The organism is Chryseobacterium sp. 2987 (assembly GCF_031456375.1).
Taxonomy (GTDB): domain Bacteria; phylum Bacteroidota; class Bacteroidia; order Flavobacteriales; family Weeksellaceae; genus Chryseobacterium; species Chryseobacterium vaccae.
Genome location: NZ_JAVDUN010000011.1, coordinates 63,378 through 86,209, shown reverse-complemented (window position 1 = coordinate 86,209; position 22,832 = coordinate 63,378). Strand labels below are relative to the sequence as shown.

20 protein-coding genes are annotated in these 22,832 nt (G+C 38.0%); 13 read left to right on the top strand and 7 right to left on the bottom strand.

The window, feature by feature from the left end:
- Nucleotides 1-18: 18 nt before the first annotated feature.
- From J2Y40_RS22095 to glgB, 3 genes are all read right to left on the bottom strand, one after another.
- The gene (locus J2Y40_RS22095) at nucleotides 19-1,287 is read right to left on the bottom strand and encodes a glucose-1-phosphate adenylyltransferase (protein WP_153392787.1); all 1,269 of its coding nucleotides are present in this window, start codon (nucleotides 1,285-1,287) and stop codon (nucleotides 19-21) included.
- Between the two features lie 87 nt (nucleotides 1,288-1,374).
- The gene (locus J2Y40_RS22090; protein ID WP_153392790.1) at nucleotides 1,375-2,781 is read right to left on the bottom strand and encodes a glycogen synthase; all 1,407 of its coding nucleotides are present in this window, start codon (nucleotides 2,779-2,781) and stop codon (nucleotides 1,375-1,377) included.
- A gap of 44 nt (nucleotides 2,782-2,825) precedes the next feature.
- The gene (gene glgB, locus J2Y40_RS22085) at nucleotides 2,826-4,775 is read right to left on the bottom strand and encodes a 1,4-alpha-glucan branching protein GlgB (protein ID WP_185151933.1); all 1,950 of its coding nucleotides are present in this window, start codon (nucleotides 4,773-4,775) and stop codon (nucleotides 2,826-2,828) included.
- A 200-nt stretch (nucleotides 4,776-4,975) separates the two neighbouring features.
- On the opposite strand from glgB, the gene J2Y40_RS22080 reads away from it, so the two are divergent.
- From J2Y40_RS22080 to J2Y40_RS22040, 9 genes are all read left to right on the top strand, one after another.
- Complete coding sequence (locus J2Y40_RS22080) at nucleotides 4,976-6,097, top strand: alpha/beta hydrolase-fold protein (protein WP_310001446.1); 1,122 nt, start codon at nucleotides 4,976-4,978, stop codon at nucleotides 6,095-6,097.
- A gap of 4 nt (nucleotides 6,098-6,101) precedes the next feature.
- Nucleotides 6,102-7,517: a leucyl aminopeptidase family protein gene (locus J2Y40_RS22075; RefSeq protein WP_310001400.1), complete on the top strand. Its 1,416-nt coding sequence runs from the start codon at nucleotides 6,102-6,104 to the stop codon at nucleotides 7,515-7,517.
- A gap of 140 nt (nucleotides 7,518-7,657) precedes the next feature.
- Nucleotides 7,658-8,869, top strand: coding sequence for an acetyl-CoA carboxylase biotin carboxylase subunit family protein (locus J2Y40_RS22070; RefSeq protein WP_153392799.1), 1,212 nt, complete (start codon nucleotides 7,658-7,660; stop codon nucleotides 8,867-8,869).
- 84 nt (nucleotides 8,870-8,953) lie between these two features.
- Nucleotides 8,954-9,667: an alpha/beta hydrolase-fold protein gene (locus J2Y40_RS22065; RefSeq protein WP_153392802.1), complete on the top strand. Its 714-nt coding sequence runs from the start codon at nucleotides 8,954-8,956 to the stop codon at nucleotides 9,665-9,667.
- Nucleotides 9,668-9,728: 61 nt separating this feature from the next.
- Complete coding sequence (locus J2Y40_RS22060; RefSeq protein WP_310001396.1) at nucleotides 9,729-10,682, top strand: hypothetical protein; 954 nt, start codon at nucleotides 9,729-9,731, stop codon at nucleotides 10,680-10,682.
- Nucleotides 10,683-10,715: 33 nt separating this feature from the next.
- Nucleotides 10,716-11,834: a carboxylate-amine ligase gene (locus tag J2Y40_RS22055; RefSeq protein ID WP_153392807.1), complete on the top strand. Its 1,119-nt coding sequence runs from the start codon at nucleotides 10,716-10,718 to the stop codon at nucleotides 11,832-11,834.
- A 35-nt stretch (nucleotides 11,835-11,869) separates the two neighbouring features.
- Entirely contained in the window at nucleotides 11,870-12,703 is an 834-nt protein-coding gene (locus J2Y40_RS22050) for a type 1 glutamine amidotransferase (RefSeq protein ID WP_153392810.1), read from the top strand.
- Between the two features lie 364 nt (nucleotides 12,704-13,067).
- Complete coding sequence (locus J2Y40_RS22045; protein WP_310001392.1) at nucleotides 13,068-14,252, top strand: hypothetical protein; 1,185 nt, start codon at nucleotides 13,068-13,070, stop codon at nucleotides 14,250-14,252.
- 36 nt (nucleotides 14,253-14,288) lie between these two features.
- A complete protein-coding gene (locus tag J2Y40_RS22040; protein WP_153392815.1) occupies nucleotides 14,289-14,783 on the top strand; it encodes a MepB family protein in 495 nt (164 codons plus the stop codon).
- 513 nt (nucleotides 14,784-15,296) lie between these two features.
- Here J2Y40_RS22040 and cphA read toward each other — a convergent pair.
- Nucleotides 15,297-17,927: a cyanophycin synthetase gene (cphA, locus tag J2Y40_RS22035; RefSeq protein WP_310001388.1), complete on the bottom strand. Its 2,631-nt coding sequence runs from the start codon at nucleotides 17,925-17,927 to the stop codon at nucleotides 15,297-15,299.
- Nucleotides 17,928-18,129: 202 nt separating this feature from the next.
- Between cphA and J2Y40_RS22030 the strand changes: the two genes are divergently transcribed.
- The 4 genes from J2Y40_RS22030 (at nucleotide 18,130) to J2Y40_RS22015 (ending at nucleotide 20,785) form a co-directional block, all read left to right on the top strand.
- Complete coding sequence (locus tag J2Y40_RS22030; protein WP_153399782.1) at nucleotides 18,130-19,017, top strand: cyanophycinase; 888 nt, start codon at nucleotides 18,130-18,132, stop codon at nucleotides 19,015-19,017.
- A gap of 50 nt (nucleotides 19,018-19,067) precedes the next feature.
- The gene (locus J2Y40_RS22025) at nucleotides 19,068-19,547 is read left to right on the top strand and encodes a hypothetical protein (protein WP_310001386.1); all 480 of its coding nucleotides are present in this window, start codon (nucleotides 19,068-19,070) and stop codon (nucleotides 19,545-19,547) included.
- A gap of 55 nt (nucleotides 19,548-19,602) precedes the next feature.
- Nucleotides 19,603-20,445: an isoaspartyl peptidase/L-asparaginase gene (locus tag J2Y40_RS22020; protein WP_153392824.1), complete on the top strand. Its 843-nt coding sequence runs from the start codon at nucleotides 19,603-19,605 to the stop codon at nucleotides 20,443-20,445.
- Nucleotides 20,446-20,548: 103 nt separating this feature from the next.
- On the top strand, nucleotides 20,549-20,785 hold the full coding sequence (locus J2Y40_RS22015) for a YtxH domain-containing protein (protein WP_153392827.1): 237 nt from the start codon (nucleotides 20,549-20,551) through the stop codon (nucleotides 20,783-20,785).
- A gap of 197 nt (nucleotides 20,786-20,982) precedes the next feature.
- Here the strand turns inward: J2Y40_RS22015 and J2Y40_RS22010 are convergent, their stop codons facing one another.
- The 3 genes from J2Y40_RS22010 to J2Y40_RS22000 are packed head-to-tail and all read right to left on the bottom strand — an operon-like array spanning nucleotide 20,983 to nucleotide 22,809.
- Nucleotides 20,983-21,774 (bottom strand): class I SAM-dependent methyltransferase, encoded by a 792-nt coding sequence (locus J2Y40_RS22010; protein WP_310001382.1) that lies wholly within the window; start codon nucleotides 21,772-21,774, stop codon nucleotides 20,983-20,985.
- Nucleotides 21,775-21,790: 16 nt separating this feature from the next.
- Entirely contained in the window at nucleotides 21,791-22,285 is a 495-nt protein-coding gene (locus J2Y40_RS22005) for a hypothetical protein (protein WP_310001380.1), read from the bottom strand.
- Entirely contained in the window at nucleotides 22,282-22,809 is a 528-nt protein-coding gene (locus J2Y40_RS22000) for a PH domain-containing protein (protein ID WP_310001378.1), read from the bottom strand. Before J2Y40_RS22000 ends, J2Y40_RS22005 begins: the two co-directional genes overlap by 4 nt.
- Between the last annotated feature and the right edge of the window lie 23 nt (nucleotides 22,810-22,832).

The following is a 22,832-nucleotide window of genomic DNA, read 5'->3' as shown; positions in this document are numbered from 1 at the left end:
GCATCAGAAATAAATCTTCTATCCAATGTGAGTTCCCGGCGGAAGTACCGCTCCTTTCTTCACAACTACGATACCATCCTGAACGGAATGAGTTCCGTAGTCTCCGTCCGGGATATGTTTTCCACCAGTAATTTTTACATTGTCTCCAATGTAACAGTTTTTATCCAGAATAGCTTTTTCAATATAGCAGTATTTTCCGATTCCCATATTTGGACGGCCGCTTCTGTCATTCAATACAATTTCTGTGGTATTCTGATAGAAATCCGCTCCCATCACGTAAGAATTTACGATAGTACTTCCTTTATCTATTCTTGTTCTGTTTCCGATCACGGAATTTTCGATTTTATCTGCCATAATAATGCATCCGTCTCCAAAAACAGCCTTGCTTACATAAGAACCGTTGATTTTGGACGGCGGAAGCATTCTCGCTCTGGTATAAATAGGCGATGAACCGAAAAGATTGAACTGCGGAAGATCCTGACACAGGTCCAGATTGGCTTCATAGAAAGACTCAATTGTTCCTATATCCGTCCAGTAGCCTTCATACTGATAACTCAAAGTTTTATATTTTCCGATAGAGCTTGGAATAATATCTTTTCCGAAATCATCACCTGCTCCCTCTTCAAACATTTTTTTCAGAATATTCTTGGTGAAAATATAAATACCCATTGAAGCCAGATATTCTTTTCCTCTATGTTTATTTTCTTCTGAAACCTCAGATTTTAGACCATCCAGCATATCATAATCTGGTTTTTCATAGAAGGAAGTGATATTGCCGTCATCGTCTGATTTCAGGATTCCGAAACCTGTGGCGTCTTTGGCAATTACAGGAATAGTTGCAATCGTCAGATCACCTCCGTTATCGATATGAAAGTCCAGCATTTCACGGAAATCCATCTGGTAAAGCTGGTCTCCGGAAAGGATCAGAATATAATCATAATCATACTTTTCAAGATGCTTCATCGACTGGCGTACGGCATCTGCTGTGCCTTGATACCAGCTTTCATTTTCAACGTTCTGTTCCGCAGCCAGAATATCAACAAAACCTTTGCTGAAAATGTCAAAATGATATGAATTTTTGATATGGGAATTTAAAGATGCTGAATTAAACTGCGTTAATACCAGGATCTTATTCAATCCGGAGTTCAGGCAATTTGAAATAGGAATATCCACCAGCCTGTATTTCCCCGCAATAGGAACTGCTGGTTTTGATCTGGAATAGGTTAATGGAAATAGCCTTGTTCCTCTGCCTCCTCCTAAAACTATGGAGATTACGTTTCGTTTCATAAAATTATATTGCGTTTTTTATTGTATTAGTTCTACAGTTTTTTTGGTGTTTACGCACGGCATATTGCGGAATACCCTCTGTTATTTTTAGTTATTATATAAAGCTATATATTTTTCCGCAGACTTCTCCCATGCAAAATCAAAACTCATATTGGCATGAATAAGATTTCGCATTGCCCCTTTCTGGTTATACACCGCCAGCGCTCTGTTCATCGCATGAACAACATCATCTACCCCGGAATAGGTGAAATTCAGCCCTGCTCCTCCGGTAGAAATATCTTCCACCGTATCTTTCAATCCTCCGGTATATCGTACCACCGGAACTGTTCCATATCTCATGGAATACATTTGGTTTAATCCACACGGCTCTACTCTTGACGGCATTAATAAAAAGTCCGCAGAAGCATAGATCTTGTGTGAAAGGTGTTCTTTGTATCCCAAATCCAAAGCAAAATTGGTATAGGTATAGTCGTATTCTTTAAGTTTGTTTTCAATATAGGTATTTCCTGAACCCAGGATCATGATATTTAAAGCACCATAACTCTGCTTAATGCTTTTCCAGACCACATCCGGTAAAAGATCTGCTCCTTTTTCTGTGGCAAATCTTCCGATAAAGGCAAACAGTGGCAGTTCAGGTTTCAGCCCATATTCTTTACAAAGCTTTTCTTTATTCTTTTTCTTTTGGGCGACTGCATTTTTGAGATTGAAATTAAAATCCAGCATCGGATCTGTCTCCGGGTTCCATACTTCCGTATCAATTCCGTTGATGATTCCATATGCTTTTCCGAATTCTTCACGCACCAGACTTTCCAAGCCTCTGAAACTGACAAAAAGCTCTTCAAGATACCCCTCAGAAACTGTTGTAAAAGCACTGGAACATTTAATCATGCTTGCTAAAGGATTCATGAAGCCATTCCAGTCCATCAGTCCCCATTTATAGGCATCAAAAGCCGGCATATAATTCGCCATATTCCAGCTCATCATCCCCTGATATTCGCCATTATGTATGGTCCCTACAGTTTTCACACCTTTTAAGAATTCAAATTCAGGACAATGCTCGATCATAAATGGAACCAGCCCTGTATGATAGTCGTGACAGTGCAGAACATCCGGACGGATCTCCATCGCAGTCAGCCAGTGCAGAACTCCATGCTGAAAAGCCAGAAACTGGAAACTTTCATCCTGATAACCATAAGGATTTTCCCTGTCCAGCAATCCTGGAATTTTCACCATATACAGCTCAAATCCCAGCACATCTGTTTTTTCTCTTATGACCTGCACCTGTAGCATATTGGCTCCCTGATGAATAAATCCGTCAAAAACGATCTCAAATTCATGATCATAAACAAAGGGTTTATTATACCAGGGCATTACAACCTTGGCATAGATTCCTTTTATTTTATTCTGATATTTGGGCAGTGCTCCCACAACATCAGCCAGACCACCAACTTTGGCTACCGGATAGCATTCTGTACTTAAATGATATATTACCATAGTTTTAATGTCATTGTATTCCTTTCTTTATACTCAGGATAAGATTAATCTTTTTTATACTTAATTCTGTGCAGCTTGTATTTTTTATCTTTATGCTGCCTTAAAACAATTCCTGCTAAAGGAGGCAGCTTCACTGTTATTGATTTCGGGAATCTCATCCATTCTTCATATTTCTCACTTAGAATTTCTGCTTCTGTACCGCTTCCGCCATACTTTTCATCATCCGAATTAAGAACAGCTTCCCAATGGGTCCCTGCATTCACACCAATCCTGTATTCTATACTATGTGGGGTAAGATTGAGGATAATCATCAGAATATCATCTCTCTTTTTTCCTTTTCTGAGATAAACGTACACCGAATTTTCGAGGTCATCTGCTTCTACCCATTCAAAACCGTTCTTATTAAACTGGTTTTCGTACAATGATGACTCCTTTTGATATAAATGATTGAGATCTTTTACCAGCGCCTGAAGTCCCTTATGAACGGGATATTCCAACAGATGCCAATCCAGGCTCCGTGTGAAGTTCCATTCCCCCGTTTGTCCGAATTCATCTCCCATAAAGAGCAGTTTGGCCCCCGGATGGGTGTACATATATACATAAAGGGCACGAAGGTTGGCAAATTTCTGCCATTCATCGCCCGGCATTTTATAGATCAGGCTTGCTTTTCCATGTACCACTTCATCATGGGACAAAGGCATCATATAATTTTCATTATACATATACATGGAGGCAAATGTCAGCTTATGGTGGTGGTATTTCCGGTTGGCCGGATCTTCTTTGAAATAATCCAGAGTATCATGCATCCAGCCCATCATCCATTTCATTCCGAATCCTACACCTCCTTCATGAACGGGTTTTGTCAACATAGGGAAATCTGAGCTTTCTTCAGCAATCGTGATAATATCATCTCCGAATTCTTTATAAACTGCGATATTAAATTCCTGTAAGAAAGCTTTGGCTTCAAGGTTTACATTTCCGCCGTATATATTAGGTTCCCACTCCCCTTCATTTCTTGAATAATCCAGATGAAGCATAGAGGTTACGGCATCTACCCTGAGCCCGTCAGCATGATAGCGGTCCAGCCAGAACATCGCATTGGAAATCAGAAAAGATTTCACTTCATTTCTGCCGTAATTAAAGATATAAGATTTCCAGTCGGGATGAAAGCCTTTTCGGGGATCTTCATGCTCATAGAGACAGGAACCGTCAAAGCGGTAAAGACCATTGGCATCTCCGGGAAAATGAGAAGGAACCCAATCCAGGATAACCCCGATATCATTCTTGTGAAGCTCATCAATCAGAAACATCAGATCCTGTGGAGAGCCGAAACGTGATGTAGCCGCATAAAATCCTGTAATCTGATATCCCCAGCTTGGATCATACGGGTATTCCATAACAGGCATGAATTCTACATGGGTAAAGCCCATTTCCTTTACATACGGAACCAGTTTTTTAGCAATATCGCGGTAATTTAAAAACCGTTTAGGATCATTCCCTTCTCTGACCCATGAGCCGAGATGAATTTCATAAACCGATAATGGAGCCTCTAAATTATTTTTTTTCTGGCGGTTTTCCATCCACTGTTCATCATCCCACTCATACCAGGTCGTTGAAACCAATGATGCTGCCTGAATATTCTGCTCCCAGCTTAATGCATAAGGATCACTTTTTTCCAGGATTTCACCTCTTGCCGTTTCAACAGCATATTTATATAACGTCCCCCAGCTAAGTCCGGTAATAAATCCTTCCCAGATCCCTGAACCATCCCAGCGCGGGAATAAAATATGATCTTTATGATTCCAGTTGTTGAAATTCCCGATCACGGAAACTTTTTTGGCATTGGGAGCCCAGACTGAAAAATAAACTCCTTTTATTCCGTCTTTTTCCACCGAATGCGCCCCGAATTTATCATACAGCTTATAATGTCTTCCTTCTTTGAAAAGATAGACATCATGATCGGTAAAAAGCGTATATGTTTTAACAGAGTTCATCAAGACCGGACTGTATTTAATTTTTCTTTGAAACTACAAAAATTCCTATCAACAACCGTTAATTATTAATCAAATAATTATTATGTTAATTCCCTTCTTCAGCACTTCTATCAAATATATCAAATTTTCTATTATTTTTTTTAAGGTTTTAAAACAATCTTTTTTATAAATTTAGCTGCCAATTTTATTAAACACGCATGATGAAGTTTGAACTTTATACTGACGAGACCGACGACAGAACGGTATACATTACAGGAAATTTCAACAACTGGAACCCCAGAGACCCAAACTATCAACTCAAACAGCTTGATCCGAATACGTACAGCATAGAGATCGACAGCCAGGTTCTCCCGGATACTATAGAATATAAATTCACGAAAGGAGGCTGGGAAAATGTAGAGCTTGATCAATACGGAAATATTACCCCCAACCGGAAAATTGAAAAATCGGTGGGAGAAGTTTCCGATACTATTGAAAAATGGAGACTCAACTGGGGCCCTTTCAAAAAAGAATTTTTTCCGATTGCTGAAGTGATCTCCGAAGAGTTTTATATTCCGCAGCTTGACCGATACCGTAAAGTATGGGCTCTTCTGCCCTATGATTACTACGTTTCCGGCAAAAGTTATCCTGTTCTTTATCTCCAGGACGCCCAAAACCTATTTAATGAAGGAAGCGGGTACGGAAACTGGGAAATTGACAAAAAGCTATCTATCCTTGCAGAATACGGCCGGGGCGATGTCATCATTATTGCTATTGAACACGGAAGTGAAGACCGCATTAAAGAATACATTTTTGATAACGACAATATAGCCAACGGATCGGAAGGTAAAAAATACATCCGTTTTATTACTGATACCTTAAAGCCTTTTATAGACGAAAACTATCGAACGAAGAAAGACCGTGAGAATACCGGAATAGGCGGCAGCTCTCTGGGTGCCCTGATTAGTATCTACAGCGGATTCCTGTATCCTGAAGTCTATTCTAAGCTGCTGATCTTCTCTCCTTCTCTGTGGGTTGAGCCCAACAATAATTTTCCGATGATGCACTTCAGGGTTCCTTTCAGAACAAAGATTTACCTGTATGGAGGTGGACAGGAAGGCTCAAAAATGGTCAAGAGAATCCATATTTTTGAAGAATCCCTGAAAAAATGGGTAAAGAATAATCTGTTCGATTTTGAATTCAGAACCAGTGTGAATCCGGAAGGCACCCACAGTGAATTTTACTGGTCCCAGGAATTCCCAAGAGCCATTGAATGGCTGTTTTACGATAACAAAGAAAATCCTGCTGAGGTAAAACCACAACAGCAAAGCATTAAAAATTAAACTTATGAAACTGATTAATAAAAAAAATAAAAGCTATTCCCAGATCTTCCAATTATTTACCGAAGAAGAATGGACAAAATCAAATAAAAATTACAATAAAAACATTGCTTCCCTTTTTTCCGGAAAAAAAAATGAATTTTTCGTTCATGCTAACGAAGAAAGTATCATCTATTTCATCGGATTAGGCAAATCCGGTATACATGATTTTGAGATCCAGCAAACTGCCGTTAAGTTTTCCCAAACCCAGAAAGAAAAGCTCCAGGCTGTACCCACTCTGATTCTTGCTGACTTTCTGAATGAAAAACAGTTTGAAGAATTCATTACAGGATTTCTTATCGGAACATACAGCTATCCTTTTGACAAAAACCATCCTTTCTGGAATACAAAATTCGAAATTCATTTTGAAAACCTGAGCCAGAAAAAACTGGATACCATAAGCACAAGAGCAGAAGCTTTAACTGCAGGACAGACGGCCTGTCAGGAATGGCTTAACAAGCCAGCCAATCTTAAAACCCCGGTTATTTTAAGCACATATCTTAAAAATCTGGCAAAAAAATATGAATTAAAATATACGGCGTTCAACAGGAAAAAATGTGAGGAATTAGGATTAAACGCTTACCTTTCAGTAAACCAGGGAAGTGCTTACGATGCAGCCTTCACTATTCTGGAATACAAAACCACTGTAAAAAACGCTAAAACAATCGGCCTGGTTGGAAAATGTGTTGTATTTGATACGGGTGGAGTTTCTTTAAAGAATCCTGACAATATGCATTATATGAAGTCTGATATGGGCGGAGCAACAGCTGTGATCGGAGCCTTGATTTATGCAGCAGAAATGAAGCTTCCTCTCAACATCGTTGCCATTCTTCCGATCACAGATAATGCTATTTCTGAGAAGGCATTTCTTCCCAGCGATGTTATTACGGCCTACAACGGGAAAACCATTGAGGTCCTAAATACAGATGCAGAAGGCAGAATGATTCTGGCAGACTCCCTTTCTTACCTCGCCAAAAATTATAAGACAGAACTCCTGATTGACCTTGCTACCCTAACCGGAAGCTCCGTAAGAATGTTCGGAGATACCTGCGGTGCCCTGTTCTCTAATAATGAAGAGCTTAAAAATCTATTGATCAGAACCGGAGACAAAACCAACCAAAGACTGTGGAATCTTCCGTTATGGGATATCTGGAAAGATGATATTCAGTCTGATGTTGCCGACCTGAAAAACATTTCAATGAAGCCGATTGGAGACTGTATCGTAGCAGCTAAATTTCTGGAACAGTTTATTGAAAACCACCCTAAATGGGCCCATCTTGATATTGCAGGCGTAGCTTTCGGAAGTACAGGATATGCAAAGGAAAAGGCAGCAACCGGGTTTGGAGTGCAATTATTAGCTGATTTAATTGAAAATTATCACTAAAAATTAGTTTATTACAAAATTTCTCTGTATAATTGATTAGTGATTCTCAAAACCGCAGTTTATTTTGATTTTTAACATTAATTAATCAATAAAAAATTGCTTTTATTTTTGAATATTCACTAAATATTAAAAAATATTGTATGGAGGAGAAATTTATAGTATGTATTTCGTGCTATTACAAGGGCTATGATTTCATGGACGAAATGAAGAAGCTCGGTAATAAAATCATCCTGGTAACATCGGAGAATCTCAAAGAAAAAAACTGGCCATGGCATGCCATTGATGAGGTATTTTATATGTCTGAAGAAAGGCCTTCTGTCTGGAATATGGAACATCTTGTTCAGGGATTTTCTCATCTGATGAAAACCAGAAAAATTGATGCCGTTGTTGCATTGGATGATTACGATGTAGAGAAAGCAGCTCTCATCAGGGAAACATTTCGCATTCCCGGAATGGGACAGACCACGCACCGTTATTTCAGAGATAAACTGGCCATGCGCCAGAAAGCCAAAGATTCAGGGATCAATGTTCCGGAATTTACAGCGATTTTTAATAATGATGAGGTTCGCAACTTTATAGAAAGAGTTCCTGCTCCCTGGGTATTAAAACCTAGGTCAGAGGCTTCGGCTTCAGGGATAAAAAAAATTACGTCTAAAGACCAGCTTTGGGATGCCCTGGAAACTCTTGGAGAAGAGCGACACATGTTCTTACTGGAAAGCTTTAAACCGGGAGATGTTTATCATGTTGACAGCCTTACTTTCAACAAAGAGATTATGTTTACATCAGCATCCAAATATCTCGCTCCACCTATGCAGGTATCTCATGAAGGAGGGGTATTCAGATCGAAGACCTTAGGAAGATATTCTGAAGAATTTAAAGCCCTTGAAGAAGTTAATGCTAGAGTACTCTCGAGTTTTGGACTGCTTAACGGGGCCACCCACACGGAATTTATACGGGGAAAAGAAGATGGTAAATGGTATTTTCTGGAAACATCATCCAGAGTTGGCGGAGCACACATTCCCGATCTCGTGGAAGCTTCAAGCAACATTAATATCTGGCGCGAATGGGCTAAAATTGAAGACGTCTTACTGCGCGGAAAAAAATATGAAGCTCCTAAACCCACGGGATATTATTCAGGACTGATCGTTGCATTAATCAAAGACAAACATCCGGATTATCAAGCTTTTGAATGTGAAGAAGCGGTAAAATTCCTTCCGATAGACTATCACGCAGGAATTGTTTACAAGTCTACCGATCCGGACATTATACAGGAAAGACTGGATGATGCTGCGGAAAAAATACAGGCAGAAATGCTGAATATCCTTCCTCCCAAAAGCAAACTGACCTCATAATATTGAAAAAATTCACTCAATACTACTGAGAAAAGCTGAACAGATCAAATTCATAGGACTGAAATACTAAAAATCAAATAAAAAATGCCTCATATAGAACATACAGACTACTATTCAAACATATTAGGAACAAGCCTTAAAGTAGAAGTCACCGGACATCACGGATATCCCATCATTATGTTCCCGACTTCTCAAGGATTGTATACCCAAAACCATGATTTTCACCTTAATAGCAGCATCAACTGGTTTATAGAACAGGGAAAAGTAAAGCTTTATAACATCCAGACGATAGACAGCTGGAGTTTTTATGACGAAAAGATTTCGCCACAGAAAAGGATCAAAAATTATGAATTATATGTGCAATTTTTGATTAAAGAGTTTATTCCGTACATCCAGAAACTCCACAAAGTACATCGTGTAGCTATTGCCGGAGCTAGTTTCGGAGGCTATCATGCTGCTAATTTTGCCTTCAGATTTCCTGATGTGGTGTCTCATCTGTTCTGTCTTTCAGGAGCGTTCAGCATAAGAAATTTCATGGATGGATATTCGGACGATCTTGTTTATTTTAACTGTCCGAGAGAATTTGTACGAAATGATGAAGCTTGGAAATACAAACATATGCACATTGTACTCAGTACTTCCGATCAGGATATATGCAGAGATAAGAATATAGAAATGGCTGAAATCTTACGCGCAAAAGGAATTGATTTCTGGTATGACGAGAGAAAATGGATCAATCATGACTGGCCGTTATGGAGAATGGTTTTTCCAACATTTATAGGAGCCTATTTTTCTTAAAAAAACGTACATTAGTGAGAAAGATAATTTATTCAATACACATCAATTAAAAACAAAAATTATGGCAAAAAAAGTGGGAATTCTATTCGGTATGGAAGATACATTTCCTTGGGCGTTCATCGACAAGGTAAATGAATTGGGAGGCGGAGAAATCATTGCCGAGCCTGTAAATATCGACAAGCTGGAACAGGGTGCTGATTATGGATATGCAGTAATCATCGACAGAATTTCGCAAAATGTTCCCTTTTACAGAGCTTATCTGAAAAATGCGGCCCTTAACGGAACTTACGTCATCAATAATCCATTTTGGTGGAGCGCTGATGAAAAGTTTTTCAATAATGCGCTGATGTCCAAATTAGGCATTCCGCTTCCTAAGACGGTACTCCTTCCTTCGCATGAAAGACCTACAGACACTTCTGAAACCTCATTCAGAAATCTGAAATTTCCTCACGACTGGGAATATATTTTCAATTATGTAGGATTTCCGGCTTATATGAAACCTCACGATGGCGGCGGATGGAAAAATGTTTACCGAGTGGAAAACCCTGATGACCTTTGGAACAAGCTAAGCGAAACAGAACAGCTGGTGATGATGGTACAGGAGGAGATTATATTTGATGACTATTACAGAGTCTACTGCCTTGGCAAAAAATATGTTCATATCATGCCTTACGAACCTCGTAATCCACATCATTTAAGGTATGCAACCACTCATCAGACACAGGGTGAAGAACTTGAAAAGCTATTAAAAACAATCCATGATTACACCATTACAATGAATGAAGCCCTTGGCTATGATTTCAATACTGTAGAGTTTGCCGTGAGAGACGGAATTCCTTATGCTATTGACTTCTGCAATCCTGCTCCGGATGCCGACAGGAATTCAGTAGGTGAAGACAATTTTGCATGGATCGTAGAACATGCCGCCAAACTGGCTATAGAAAAAGCGAAAGAGTATGTTCCCGGAAAACCTAATATTTCCTGGGGAACTTTTGTAAAAGACTCTGTACAATAAAAAACTGAAAGAACAAAAAAAACACGGAAAAAAATGCATCAATTTACCATAGGAATCGAAGAAGAATATCAGATCATTGATGTTGAAAGCAGAGACTTAATATCTCATGTTTCCAAAATCATTGAAGGCGGAAAGGCCGTTTTAAGCGAGAATTTAAAGCATGAAATGCACGAGTCCATGATTGAAATGGAAACCGGCATCTGCCAGAATATTCAGGAGGCCAGAGCAGAGCTCACCAACTTAAGAAGACATCTCATCAATACAGCCCATGAACAGGGACTTAGAGTTTCAGGTGGAGGAACCCATCCTTTCTCTCACTGGTCTGCCAATAATATCACGCAAGGTGAAAGGTATATAAAAATTGTAGACGACATGGGAGACGTTGCCCGTGAGAATCTTATTTTCGGGCTTCACGTGCACATTGGAATTCCGAACCGTGAAGAAGGAGTAAGAATCCAGAATGTCATGCGCTACTTTTTGCCCCATGTCTATGCACTTTCTACCAATTCACCGTTCTGGATCGGTAGATATACAGGATTCAAATCTTACAGACAGGAAATTTTCGTTAAATTCCCGAGGACCGGTATTCCAAGTTATTTCAATTCTCTGGCTGAATTTGACAGTTATGTTGATTTGCTTGTAAAAACCGGAACTATTGATAATGCTAAAAAGATATGGTGGGACCTTAGGGTACATCCGTTCTACCCTACCATTGAGTTCAGGATCTGCGATATGCCTTTAAGAATTGATGAGACGGTGTGCCTGGCTGCCATTATGCAGTGCCTGGTAGCTAAGATCTATAAACTTCACCAACAGAATTTAAGCTTCAGAAGTTACCGCAGGTTATTATTAAATGAAAATAAGTGGCGGGCCTCCAAAAGTGGTATAGAAGCACACCTTATTGATTTCGGAAAAGAAGAATCTGTTCCATATCCTCACCTGTTGAAAGAACTTCTTGAATTCATTGATGATGTAGTGGATGATCTTGGATGCAGAGAAGAAGTACAATATGCCTGGAAGATTATTGAAAACGGTACCGGTGCAGACCGCCAGCTTCAGATCTATAAAGAGACCGGAGATCTTACCAAAGTAGTTGATTACATGATCTCTGAAACTGAGTATGGCATAACACATGGTGAAACAGCTTCATAATATTTTTGGTAACTTTGCAAAAAATATGAAGTAGTATGAAAGATATTCGAATTGCTCTGCTGGACATGAACAACAATCATGCGAATCAGGGGTTCAGGAATATTAAAGAGATTTCTGAAGCTTTTCAGCAGAATTCTGATGAAAATGTAGTGATTCAAACCTTTGATGTAAGGTTTAAAAATGAAATGCCTGATATTAATGATTTTGACATCTATATTTCATCAGGAGGACCCGGAAACCCACACCGTGAAGGATTAGAGTGGGAAGATAAATTTGCCGGCTTTCTGGATTCCGTTTTTGAGCACAACCAATATAACGAAGATAAAAAATACGTTTTCCTGATCTGCCATTCATTCCAATTGGCAAGTATTCATTGGAAATTAGGGAACATCTGTAAAAGAAAATCCTATTCTTTCGGAGTAATGCCGGTTCATAAAACAGAAGAAGGAAAAGAGGAATTTTTATTTAAAAATCTTCAGGATCCGTTCTATGCTGTGGATTCAAGAGCATATCAGTTTATTGAACCTGATCTGGATCGTTTTGAAGAGCTTGGAATGAAGATTACAGCGATTGAAAAATTCAGACCTCATATTAATCTGGAAAGAGCCGTAATGGCTGTTCGTTTTTCTGATGAAATATTCGGAACACAGTTTCATCCCGAAGCTGATCCTCAGGGAATGGTAGAAAATCTGAAAGATGAAAAGAACAAAACAGCCATGATTGAAAACTTCGGAATGGAAAAATATCTTGAAACCATGGACAGAATAGATGATGAAGATAAAATTGTTATGACCAGAAGCCAGATTCTTCCGAGATTCCTGCAGTTTGCAAAAAAAAACATTCTGACAGGCTGTGAAGTTTTGGCTTAAAAGATAAACCACAAAAGTTTTTTTAAAACACTTTAGAACACTTAAGTTAGTTGAGAATGATCGTTCATATATAAGATGATAAATGCATGCAGATATATTTCTCTCGCAGATTTTTTTATTGGATGAATAATCAAAATCATAGATTTTCAAAAACTTAAGTGAATTTCTATACTCAAAATATTTAATCTTCAAAATAACTTAAGTGTAAAAAACTTTTGTGCCTTTTGACTTCGCCGAATCTTCGATTTGTGGTTAAAATTTATTCAATGGCCTTGAATTTTAAAATTATATTAAATAGTTAATCAAATAACCAAATCGGGCAAAAACTGCTCGATTTTTTAAATCAAAATCACAAAGAAAAAATATGATCCCAAAATACAGAAAACAGTTCAATCAGGAATTTTCGCAGGAAAAATATAGTCAGCTTAAAGAATCTCTGGCACAAAAAGGCGGAATAACACCAACATTCAGAGTTTCAGAAAGTCCGATCTTCCTTACTAAGGAATTTGAGAACAAGCTTATAGATGCCACAGAAAGTATCATTGATCAGATTAAAGCACTTCCTTCTGACCTGCTTCAAAAAGCTGTCCCTGAAAACTGTTATGTTCCGAATGACACGGATAAACCTCATTTTTTTACGATTGATTTTGGAATATGCAGAAATGAGAACGGAGAAATAGAACCCCAGCTGATCGAACTACAGGCCTTCCCGTCATTATATGCTTTTCAGAAAGTTTTTGAAGAGACTTTCTGTGAGGTCTATCCTTTTCTTAACGAAATTAAAAACAAAATGCCCGATCATGAATTCAGAAATCATCTGAAAGAAATTATTGTGGGCGATGAAAATCCGGAAAATGTTATTCTTTTGGAAATATTTCCTGAAAAACAGAAAACAGCCATTGATTTTGCTCTCACAGAAAAGTTATTAGGTATAAAAACAGTCTGCCTGACTAAAGTTAAAAAGGAAGACAAAAAACTGTTTTATGAGAAAGACGGCCAAAAAATAGAAATTAAAAGGATTTATAACCGTGTTATTTTTGATGAACTGGACAGGATTCCGGATCTGGTGACTGAATTTGATTTCCGTGAAGAGGTTGATGTAAAATGGATTACTCATCCTAACTGGTTCTTTAAGATCTCTAAGTTCCTTCTTCCCCTGCTTAATCATCAGTTTGTTCCGAAAAGCTACTTCCTGCACGAATTCCCGGCGCATGAAAATCTTGAACATTTTGTATTGAAGCCACTATTTTCTTTTGCCGGAAGCGGTGTCAATTTAAACCCGACCAAAGAAATCACCGATGCTATTGAGGACAAAGAAAACTATATTCTTCAGAGAAAAGTAAGTTATGAACCTGTATTTGAAGATATTAACGGAGATTTTTCAAAAGCAGAAATCAGACTTCTTTACGTATGGCACGAAAATGATGAACGTCCTGTTCTGCTGGAAAATCTGGGAAGAATGACCAAAGCCGCTATGGTTAATGTAGATTTTAATAAAAAAGATGCAATCTGGATTGGAAGTTCCAATGCTTTTTTTGGAGAAGAATAACTAAAAAAACAACTATAAAACTTTAACAAAAGATAAATGAAGCTTAAAAATGTTGATGAAATGATTTTTCATCCGCTCGGACTGAAAATTTCAAATGCTGAAGAAGATGCTGAATGTAAAGAATATTCCGGAATGAATTTTACTTTAGCTCAGCTGAAGATAAAATTCCGGACTGCTAAAATTACACCAACTAAAACCGGACAATTTGTAACGCTATGGAAAAGAAACCAAAAGAGAGAAACCATTCCATTTGAATCCTGTGACAGTTTTGATTTCTATCTGATTTCCACTTCTAAGGAAAGCCATGCTGGAATTTTCATTTTTTCAAAGGAAATTCTTGCGAAAAAAGGAATATTAACTCACGAGGAAAAGGAAGGTAAGAGAGGCTTCAGAGTATATCCGGCTTGGGATAAAACAGAGAACAAGCAGGCCTCAGCTACTCAAAAGTGGCAGACAGAATATTTTCTTGAGCTTTCTGAAAACGAAGAATCCTGGCTTCAGAAAGCAAAATTGCTGTTTGGTTTGAAATGATGTTTCCAGTATTTGTTTTTCTTATTTTTTTTAAACGCAAAATTGAATTTTGCATGATATTTCAAGGGAGCAAAGAATATAATCAACTCCGTTGATTCGATGAAGCGATGGATTAGCCTTCGGCTGTTTTTAAATCATAAAGTAATTGATAACCATTGAAAAAATAGCTGAAAATCCTAGATTTTCTTGCGTCTTAAAAACAACAGCATATTTAAAACCCTTTCGCCATCGCGTTAAGCCAACAAAAAATCAGCTAGATCAGCGAGCCTTAGAAAAATATACCTAAATATTTGTGTAGTCTGAGAAATCTACGGGAAATTTAAATTATATAGATACTGTTTCTGAAGAGCTGTGAGAGGTTTTTTAGCTCGCAGATAGAGCAGATCTTTTTATAAATACAATTATACTCATGCTGGCTGCTTCAAAATCATAGTCTAAAATGAACGTCCAACTTCCCTCTTCCAGCTTCCAACAAATAAAAATCGCCCGAGAAATTTCGGGCGATTTTTTGTTTTACATATTTTTATCGTCTTCCAGCAATTCCCTTGCCTGATATTCCTGAACAAGATCAATGGCATTGGAGATTACATCACTCAGGGCTGTGATGAAGGTTCCTTCTTCAGCCATTCCCATTGCATGTTTTAAAGCTTCAATTTCTTTAGGAATGATCTCATAGCTTACATTTCTTCCGGCTTCGTTGATTCCGTCTATGATCAGACCGTTGATTTCATCTTCGGTTCTTCCTCTCAAATGCTTTTCATTTCGGATAATAATGTAGTCAAACATTCTTCCGGCAATCTTTCCACATTCTTTAATATCACTATCTCTTCGGTCTCCTACTCCGGAAATGATACCTATTTTCTTCGTAGCTTCCACATTTTTAAGATAATCTTCAATAGCTTCGTAACCTGATGGATTATGAGCAAAGTCAATCAGCACTTTAAAGCTTTTGAACTTAAAGATATTCAGTCTTCCCGGTGTAAGCTGTGCACTTGGAATAAAAGTTCTTAAAGAGTTGGAAATATCTTCAATTCCGAAACCGTACAGATAACTCGCCAGACTGGCTGCCAGAACATTTTCAATCATGAATCTGGCCTTCCCTTCCATTGTAATCGGGAAATCTTTGGCTTTTCCTATTCTGATCTTCCAGTCTCCTTTTTTGATCGTTACAAAACCTTCTTCATAAATACAGGTGATCTTTCCTTCTTTCGCAAACTTTACAATATGAGGATTGTTTTCATCCATACTGAAAATAGCGACATTGCTGTCCAGATCATTCACAATCTTCATGGAATAGGCATTATCTGCATTCAATACACTCCATCCGGTTTTCTTTACACTGTCCAGAACAACCCTTTTTACTTTGGTAAGATCCTTTAGGTTGTGAATATCATTCATTCCCAGATGGTCTTCCTCAATATTGGTCAAAACTCCGATATCACACTGGGAATATCCTAAACCTGAACGTAAAATTCCACCTCTTGCTGTTTCCAGCACGGCAAACTCTACGGTTGGATCTTTAAGTACGAATTCAGCGGAAAGAGGTCCTGTAGTATCCCCTTTTGAAAGCATCGTATTCTGGATATAAATACCATCTGAAGTAGTAAATCCTACTCTGTATCCGTTGCTTTTTACAATATGGGAGATCAATCTTGTTGTTGTGGTCTTTCCGTTGGTACCGGTTACTGCGATGATCGGAATGGTAAACGGTTTTCCCGGAGGATAAAGCATATCCACCACCGGAGCAGCAACGTTTCTTGGCAGTCCTTCACTTGGTGCCAAGTGCATTCTGAATCCCGGAGCGGCATTCACTTCTATAATTGCCCCACCACTTTCTTTTAACGGCTGAGTTAAGTTTTCTGCCATAATATCAATTCCGCAGACATCCAGACCTATGATTTTTGAGATCCTTTCTGCCATGGTAATATTTTCCGGATGTACCATATCGGTAACATCAATAGAAGTTCCTCCTGTAGAAAGATTGGCAGTAGATTTCAGATACACCACCTCTCCTTTCTGAGGGACTGTTTCAAGGGTATACTGAAGTTTTTCAAGAAGTTCAAGTGTATCCTTATCTACTTCTATTTCGGTCAGAACATTTTCATGTCCGTACCCTCTTCTCGGATCTTTATTTTCTTTATCGATCAGGTGCTGAAGATTAAGTTCTCCGTCTCCTACTACATGAGCAGGAACCCTCCTCGCTGCAGCCACCATTTTATTATTAATCACCAGAACTCTGAAATCATATCCTGTAATATACTTTTCTACAATTACTTTTCTGGAATATTTCTGAGCGTGTTCCAATCCTGTTTTTGCAGCTTCCCAATCATTAACATTGATAGAAGATCCTTTTCCATGGTTTCCGTCTAATGGTTTTAAAACAATCGGATATCCTATTTTCCTAATAACAGTATTCAGTCCGTCTTCATCCACTATCAGATCTCCTATAGGTACAGGAATGGCAGCATCATGAAGCATTTTTTTCGTCAATTCTTTATTACAGGCAATATCTACTGCAATAGAACTGGTTTTTCCGGTAATAGTGGCCTGAAAACGTTGTTGGTTGACTCCATACCCCAGCTGTACTAAAGAATTGGTTCCTAACCTGATCCATGGAATCCTTCTGGACACGGCTTCCTCCACAATACTTCCCGTTGAAGGGCCTAAACGTACACGTTCCCTGATCTCTTTAAGCCTATGAATACAGGCATTCATGTCATATTCACCGCCATCAATCAGGATCTGTGCTATCTTTACTGCTTCTTCAGCCGCATAGATTCCTGCATTTTCTTCTATATAATTAAAAACGACATTGTATACCCCCGGAGTTTTGGTTTCTCTGGTTCTTCCGAAACCTACATCCATCCCTGCCAGAGTCTGAATCTCTAAAGCGATATGTTCGATAACATGTCCCATCCAGGTTCCTGTTTCTACCCTGTGGAAAAAGCCTCCTTCCACTCCTTCTGAACACCTGTGGGTAATCAGTGATGGAATGAGTTTTTCAATTCTTTCCCTAAATCCATCGATCTTGTTGGTAGGATAATTTTCCATTTCTTCCAGATCCAATCTCATCTGTATCAGCTTCTTTCTTCTGATACTCCAGATATTCGGGCCCCGCAGTGCCTGTATCTTCTCAATTTTCATAGTCTATTTGTATTTTTTAACGTTAACAATAACTCCTTCAAAAATCAAAGATAATGTAAAACCCTAAATGAAACTATAGCCCATTTAAAGATTTCTCAAAAAATATTTAAAAATTATTAACAATCCTAAAACCTTAAAAATCAATTTAAATATGGTATGAATTTCGCCAAATGTGAATTATTTTTTAAATTTGTACTCTATGATGAAACCCGTTGGAAAATTAATAGTGATCGGAGGTGCTGTAAACAAAGGAAGTTTTTCAGAAACTGATTACGATCAAAATATCGAAAAAAATCTTAATTTCTTTGAAAGAGGAATTTTAAGAAAAATTATAAACGAATCAAAACACAAGGAAGATTCTGTCATTGAGATTGTTACAACAGCCTCTCAAATCCCGCAAATTGTAGGAGTAGAGTATAAAAAGGCATTTGAATTTCTCGGTGCCAAAAATGTGAACGTTCTTGATATTCACAACCGTGAAGAAGCCAACTCTGATGCGATGGTGGCAAGAGCTAATGCAGCCGATGTAATGATGTTTACAGGCGGGGATCAGCTGAGACTGACCTCTATTCTTGGAGGAACAAGATTTCATGATACTATTCTGCTGAAATATCAGGAACAGGACTTTATCTATTCCGGAACTTCTGCCGGAGCCGCAGCTGCTTCTGAAAATATGATTTATCAGGGAAGCAGTTCTGAAGCCCTTCTGAAAGGTGAAATTAAAACGACACAAGGATTAGGTCTGATTGATAATGTAATCATTGATACCCACTTTGTACAGCGGGGCAGAATCGGACGTCTATTCCAGGCTGTAGTCAACAATCCGAGAACATTGGGAATCGGACTGGGAGAAGATACCGGGCTTTTCATCCATAATGATGTGATGACTGCCGTTGGTTCCGGTCTTGTAATCTTAGTGGACGGAAGATTTATTAAAGATACCAATCTTACCAATATCAATCTTGGAGAACCTATTTCCATCGATAATCTGACTGTTCACGTGATGTCTATGAATGACCATTATGATCTGACAACCAAAACACTTACAATCGAGAATTCACAATTCAACCCGATTCCGCAGGACAAATAATTATAAAACTTAATTAAACTAATTCTTATTTTAGCTAAAAATAAGGCTAAATGAAAGAAGAAAAAATTGAACAGCTTATAAACCTTCTTCTGGAAGGCTATAACGTGGAGAATAAAGAAGAAATTATTTCAAATTGTTCTTCTTGTTATATAAATCCGGCTCAATATATAAAAGATAATGAGGCTGAATGGGTAATTGAAAGCAATGAGGGCCATGCGTTTGAATTTTCGGTTACCAATGAGCTTTTTAGTTTTCTGCTTCGCGGGGATAAAATAGATGAGGTACACGAACTGATTGATGAAAGCCTCAATAATATAATAGGAGATTTTCCGTCAGAAATAAAGTATGCTGATGATTATTTTAAATGGCTGGGTCCCCAACTTTCCCAGGAAGATCCTCCGTTGGAAATTATTGAGCTTGGAGACAGCTATTCTGATGAATTACAGCTCATAATTGTCGAAAAGCATAATGTAGAAAACATATCAAGGCTTTGCCAGGAATTAATGGTTCATTTTAAAAGAACTGTATAGCATTACTTATCCCAGACAATGTCAGAATTAAAAAAAAATAAAACTAAACTTTAGTATGAAGCTTATTATTCACGGCGGTTTTTTCTCTGAAAGCGATCAGAGCCACGAAGTAAAAACAGCAAAGCAGAATTCTTTACAATCTATTGCTCAAAAAGCTTTTGAATATCTTCAGGATCATTCTGCTTTTGACACAGCGGCCTACGCGGTTTCTCTACTGGAAGATGATCCGTTATATAACGCAGGTATTGGTTCCCAAATCCAGAGTGATGGCGTCATCCGTATGAGTGCGGCTATCATGAATGGTGAAACCCAGAAATTAAGCGGCGTCATCAATATTCAGGATGTAAAGAATCCTATATTTGTTGCAAAGGAACTGATAAGAGAAGACGACAGGGTTTTAGGTGGAAACGGAGCTAAAATTTATGCTTCAGAACATGGTTTTGAGAATTTTTCAACGGAAATCCCTCAGCGCAGAAAAGAATATGAAGCAAAGTTAGGATCAGCAGGAAAAGGAACTGTTGGCTGCGTTGTGCTTGATAAAGAGGGAAAACTTGCAGTAGCGACTTCCACAGGAGGAAAAGGTTTTGAAATTCCGGGAAGAATTTCTGATTCTGCCACTGTGGCAGGAAATTATGCCAACACCTTCTGTGCCGTAAGCTGCACAGGGGTTGGAGAAGATATTGTCAGTAATGCCACTGCTGCTAAAATCGTCACAAGAGTTACTGACGGGATGAGCCTTGAAAATGCCTTTCACAAGACTTTTGAAGAGCTGAAAACTATTGACGGATTTGCAGGCGCTATCGGCATTGACAAGGATGGAAATTTATATCATCAGGATTCTTACCCTACCATGGTTTTCGCCAGTTTTGATGGAGAAAAATTTGAAGTCTTTCAATAATTTTAACATTATTTTATAATTTCATTTAATTTTTTGGCACGTATTTTACATGATTACTAATAACAAATTTTAATAGTTTAACAACCTTAAAAAAATAGAAATCATGGGAAATAAAACAAAAGGCTTATTGGCTTTACTAGGAATTGGTGCTTTAGCATATTGGAAATACAAGAACTCTACTCCTGAAGAACAACAGGCTGTAAAGGACAAAATTAATAATGCTAAAGACAATCTTAACAAATGGGGAAATGATCTTAAGAATAAAGCAAATGATGTAGCCTCACAAGTTCAGAGCAAAGTAGATGAAGCTAAAACAAAGGCCGAAGATTCTTTAAGCTAAAAGCAAATTAGTTTTTTTAACATTCATATATAGAAAAAGTCACTGTAATATTTTACGGTGACTTTTTTTGCTCGTGACATTTTCGAACTATTTGGAGAAACCTTATAGGTTTAATAATACGTATGCTTTAAAAACCTATAAGGTTTGAGTGGTATTTAAGAAAGGTATTGCTCCGGAAATTAATATTTCAACAGCTATTATTTTTTCTCGGCTGCTAATGCATACACGATCGGGATTTTGTTTCCGAACTGGGGAATTCTCCACTTTCCTTTTTCAAACTCATCTACGTGTCTGAAGCTTGGATACGGAGACCAATCGAATTCCCGGAAGGTTTTCAGTTCAATACCGCTTTGAAGTAAACTCTGCAGAACTTCTGCCAGTGAATGATTCCACATCACATATTCCTGCACAATATCCGCAGACTGGTCTGCATAAGTTCCTTCATAGGTTTCTACGATAGGCTTTTCATTAAAATAGTTATAAGTTACTTTGGTAAAATCATCATCAAACATCCACACTACCGGATGAAATTCTGCCATGATGAATTTGCCGCCCGGCTTCAGGAAATGATTGATTACTCCTGCCCATTTATCCAGGTCCGGAAGCCAGCCTATTGTTCCGTAGCTGGTATAAACAATATCAAATTCCTGATCAAGGACATTGGGAAGGTCATAAACATCGGAGCAGATAAATGCTGTATCAGTATTGCATTTCTGCGCCAGATCTTTTGCTGTTTCAATGGCTTTATCCGAAAGGTCAATTCCCGTAACTTTTGCTCCCATTCTGGAAAGCGAAATGGAATCCTGTCCAAAATGGCACTGCAAATGCAGGATTGTTTTGCCTTCCACATCTCCAAGAAGATCCAGTTCTATGGAGTTTAATGAAGTTCTTCCTTCTAAGAACTCATCTACAAAGTAAAAATCCGATTTCAGATGCGGTTCTACTTTGGCATTCCATGATTCTTTGTTAATTTCTAAATAATTTTCCATGATAGTTTGTTGTTCATTACAGACTCCTTGGAATTAACGGAAGTCCATCTAAAAGAGCCATATCCGAATCGTATTTTACTTTATGGCAGTCTGATTTTTCAGGATCTTCATTCACTTTTTTAATACACCTGTTACGATGTAAATAGTAAACAGCACTATAGTCTGCATTCGGACTCCCGGAATCTGTATTATTTTTAATATTTATTTTCGCTTTAATAAGCTTTTGGTTTTTATAATAGAACTGATTATTATACGTATAATCAATTCCTGTTTTCTTCACTATCTTTATATATTCCGGATGTTCAGGATCAAAGGCCACACTTACAGTTGAAATTATTCTATCAACTCCCCCGCTGCTGATTCCGGAAACAATAGTATCTTTTTTTAATCCGGCACCGGTATCAAGTAGCTGGGATTGATAATCGATTTCTTTTATATAAGCTTCCCTATTCTTCTGACTTGTACAGGAAACAATAAAGCATAGCATTAAAAGTAAATGCAATGGCTTCATATCTGGTTAAGAAGCATTTTCTTCTGTTCCATAAACCCTTCCTCAGTTATCATACCGCTTTCCTTTAATCTTTCCAGTTGTTCCAGCAATTCAAGAAGCATAGGTTCATATGCAGGAACCTTCGGTCTGGCCATGAAGTCTCTTACTTTTTCACAGAATAATTCTGCTTCGTATTTTCCTACGCCATCAATTTCAACGATGTCATCAGCAACATGAATATCTATTGAAGCTAGCATCAATGAGGTTTCATATTGTATGGAACTTATTTTATCGTAGGAAAAATCCTGCACTTTTAACCCGTACATAAATTCTTTATCTACGAAAATCAGCCTCCGGTCCGTTGCCGTTAAGATGATATGATGGTTTGTTATTTTATTCCGTCCTTCAACAAGGTAAACAATTTTTTCATCTGCTGAAAGAATGCTTGGAAGCGCACGGATCTCTTTTCTGGCAAAAAAGGTAGGATTGATATCCAGCTTTTCCAGCTCGTCTTTTATTTCGTCTAATCTTGATTTGTTATCCATGGTTTTATTTTACAGCTAAAATA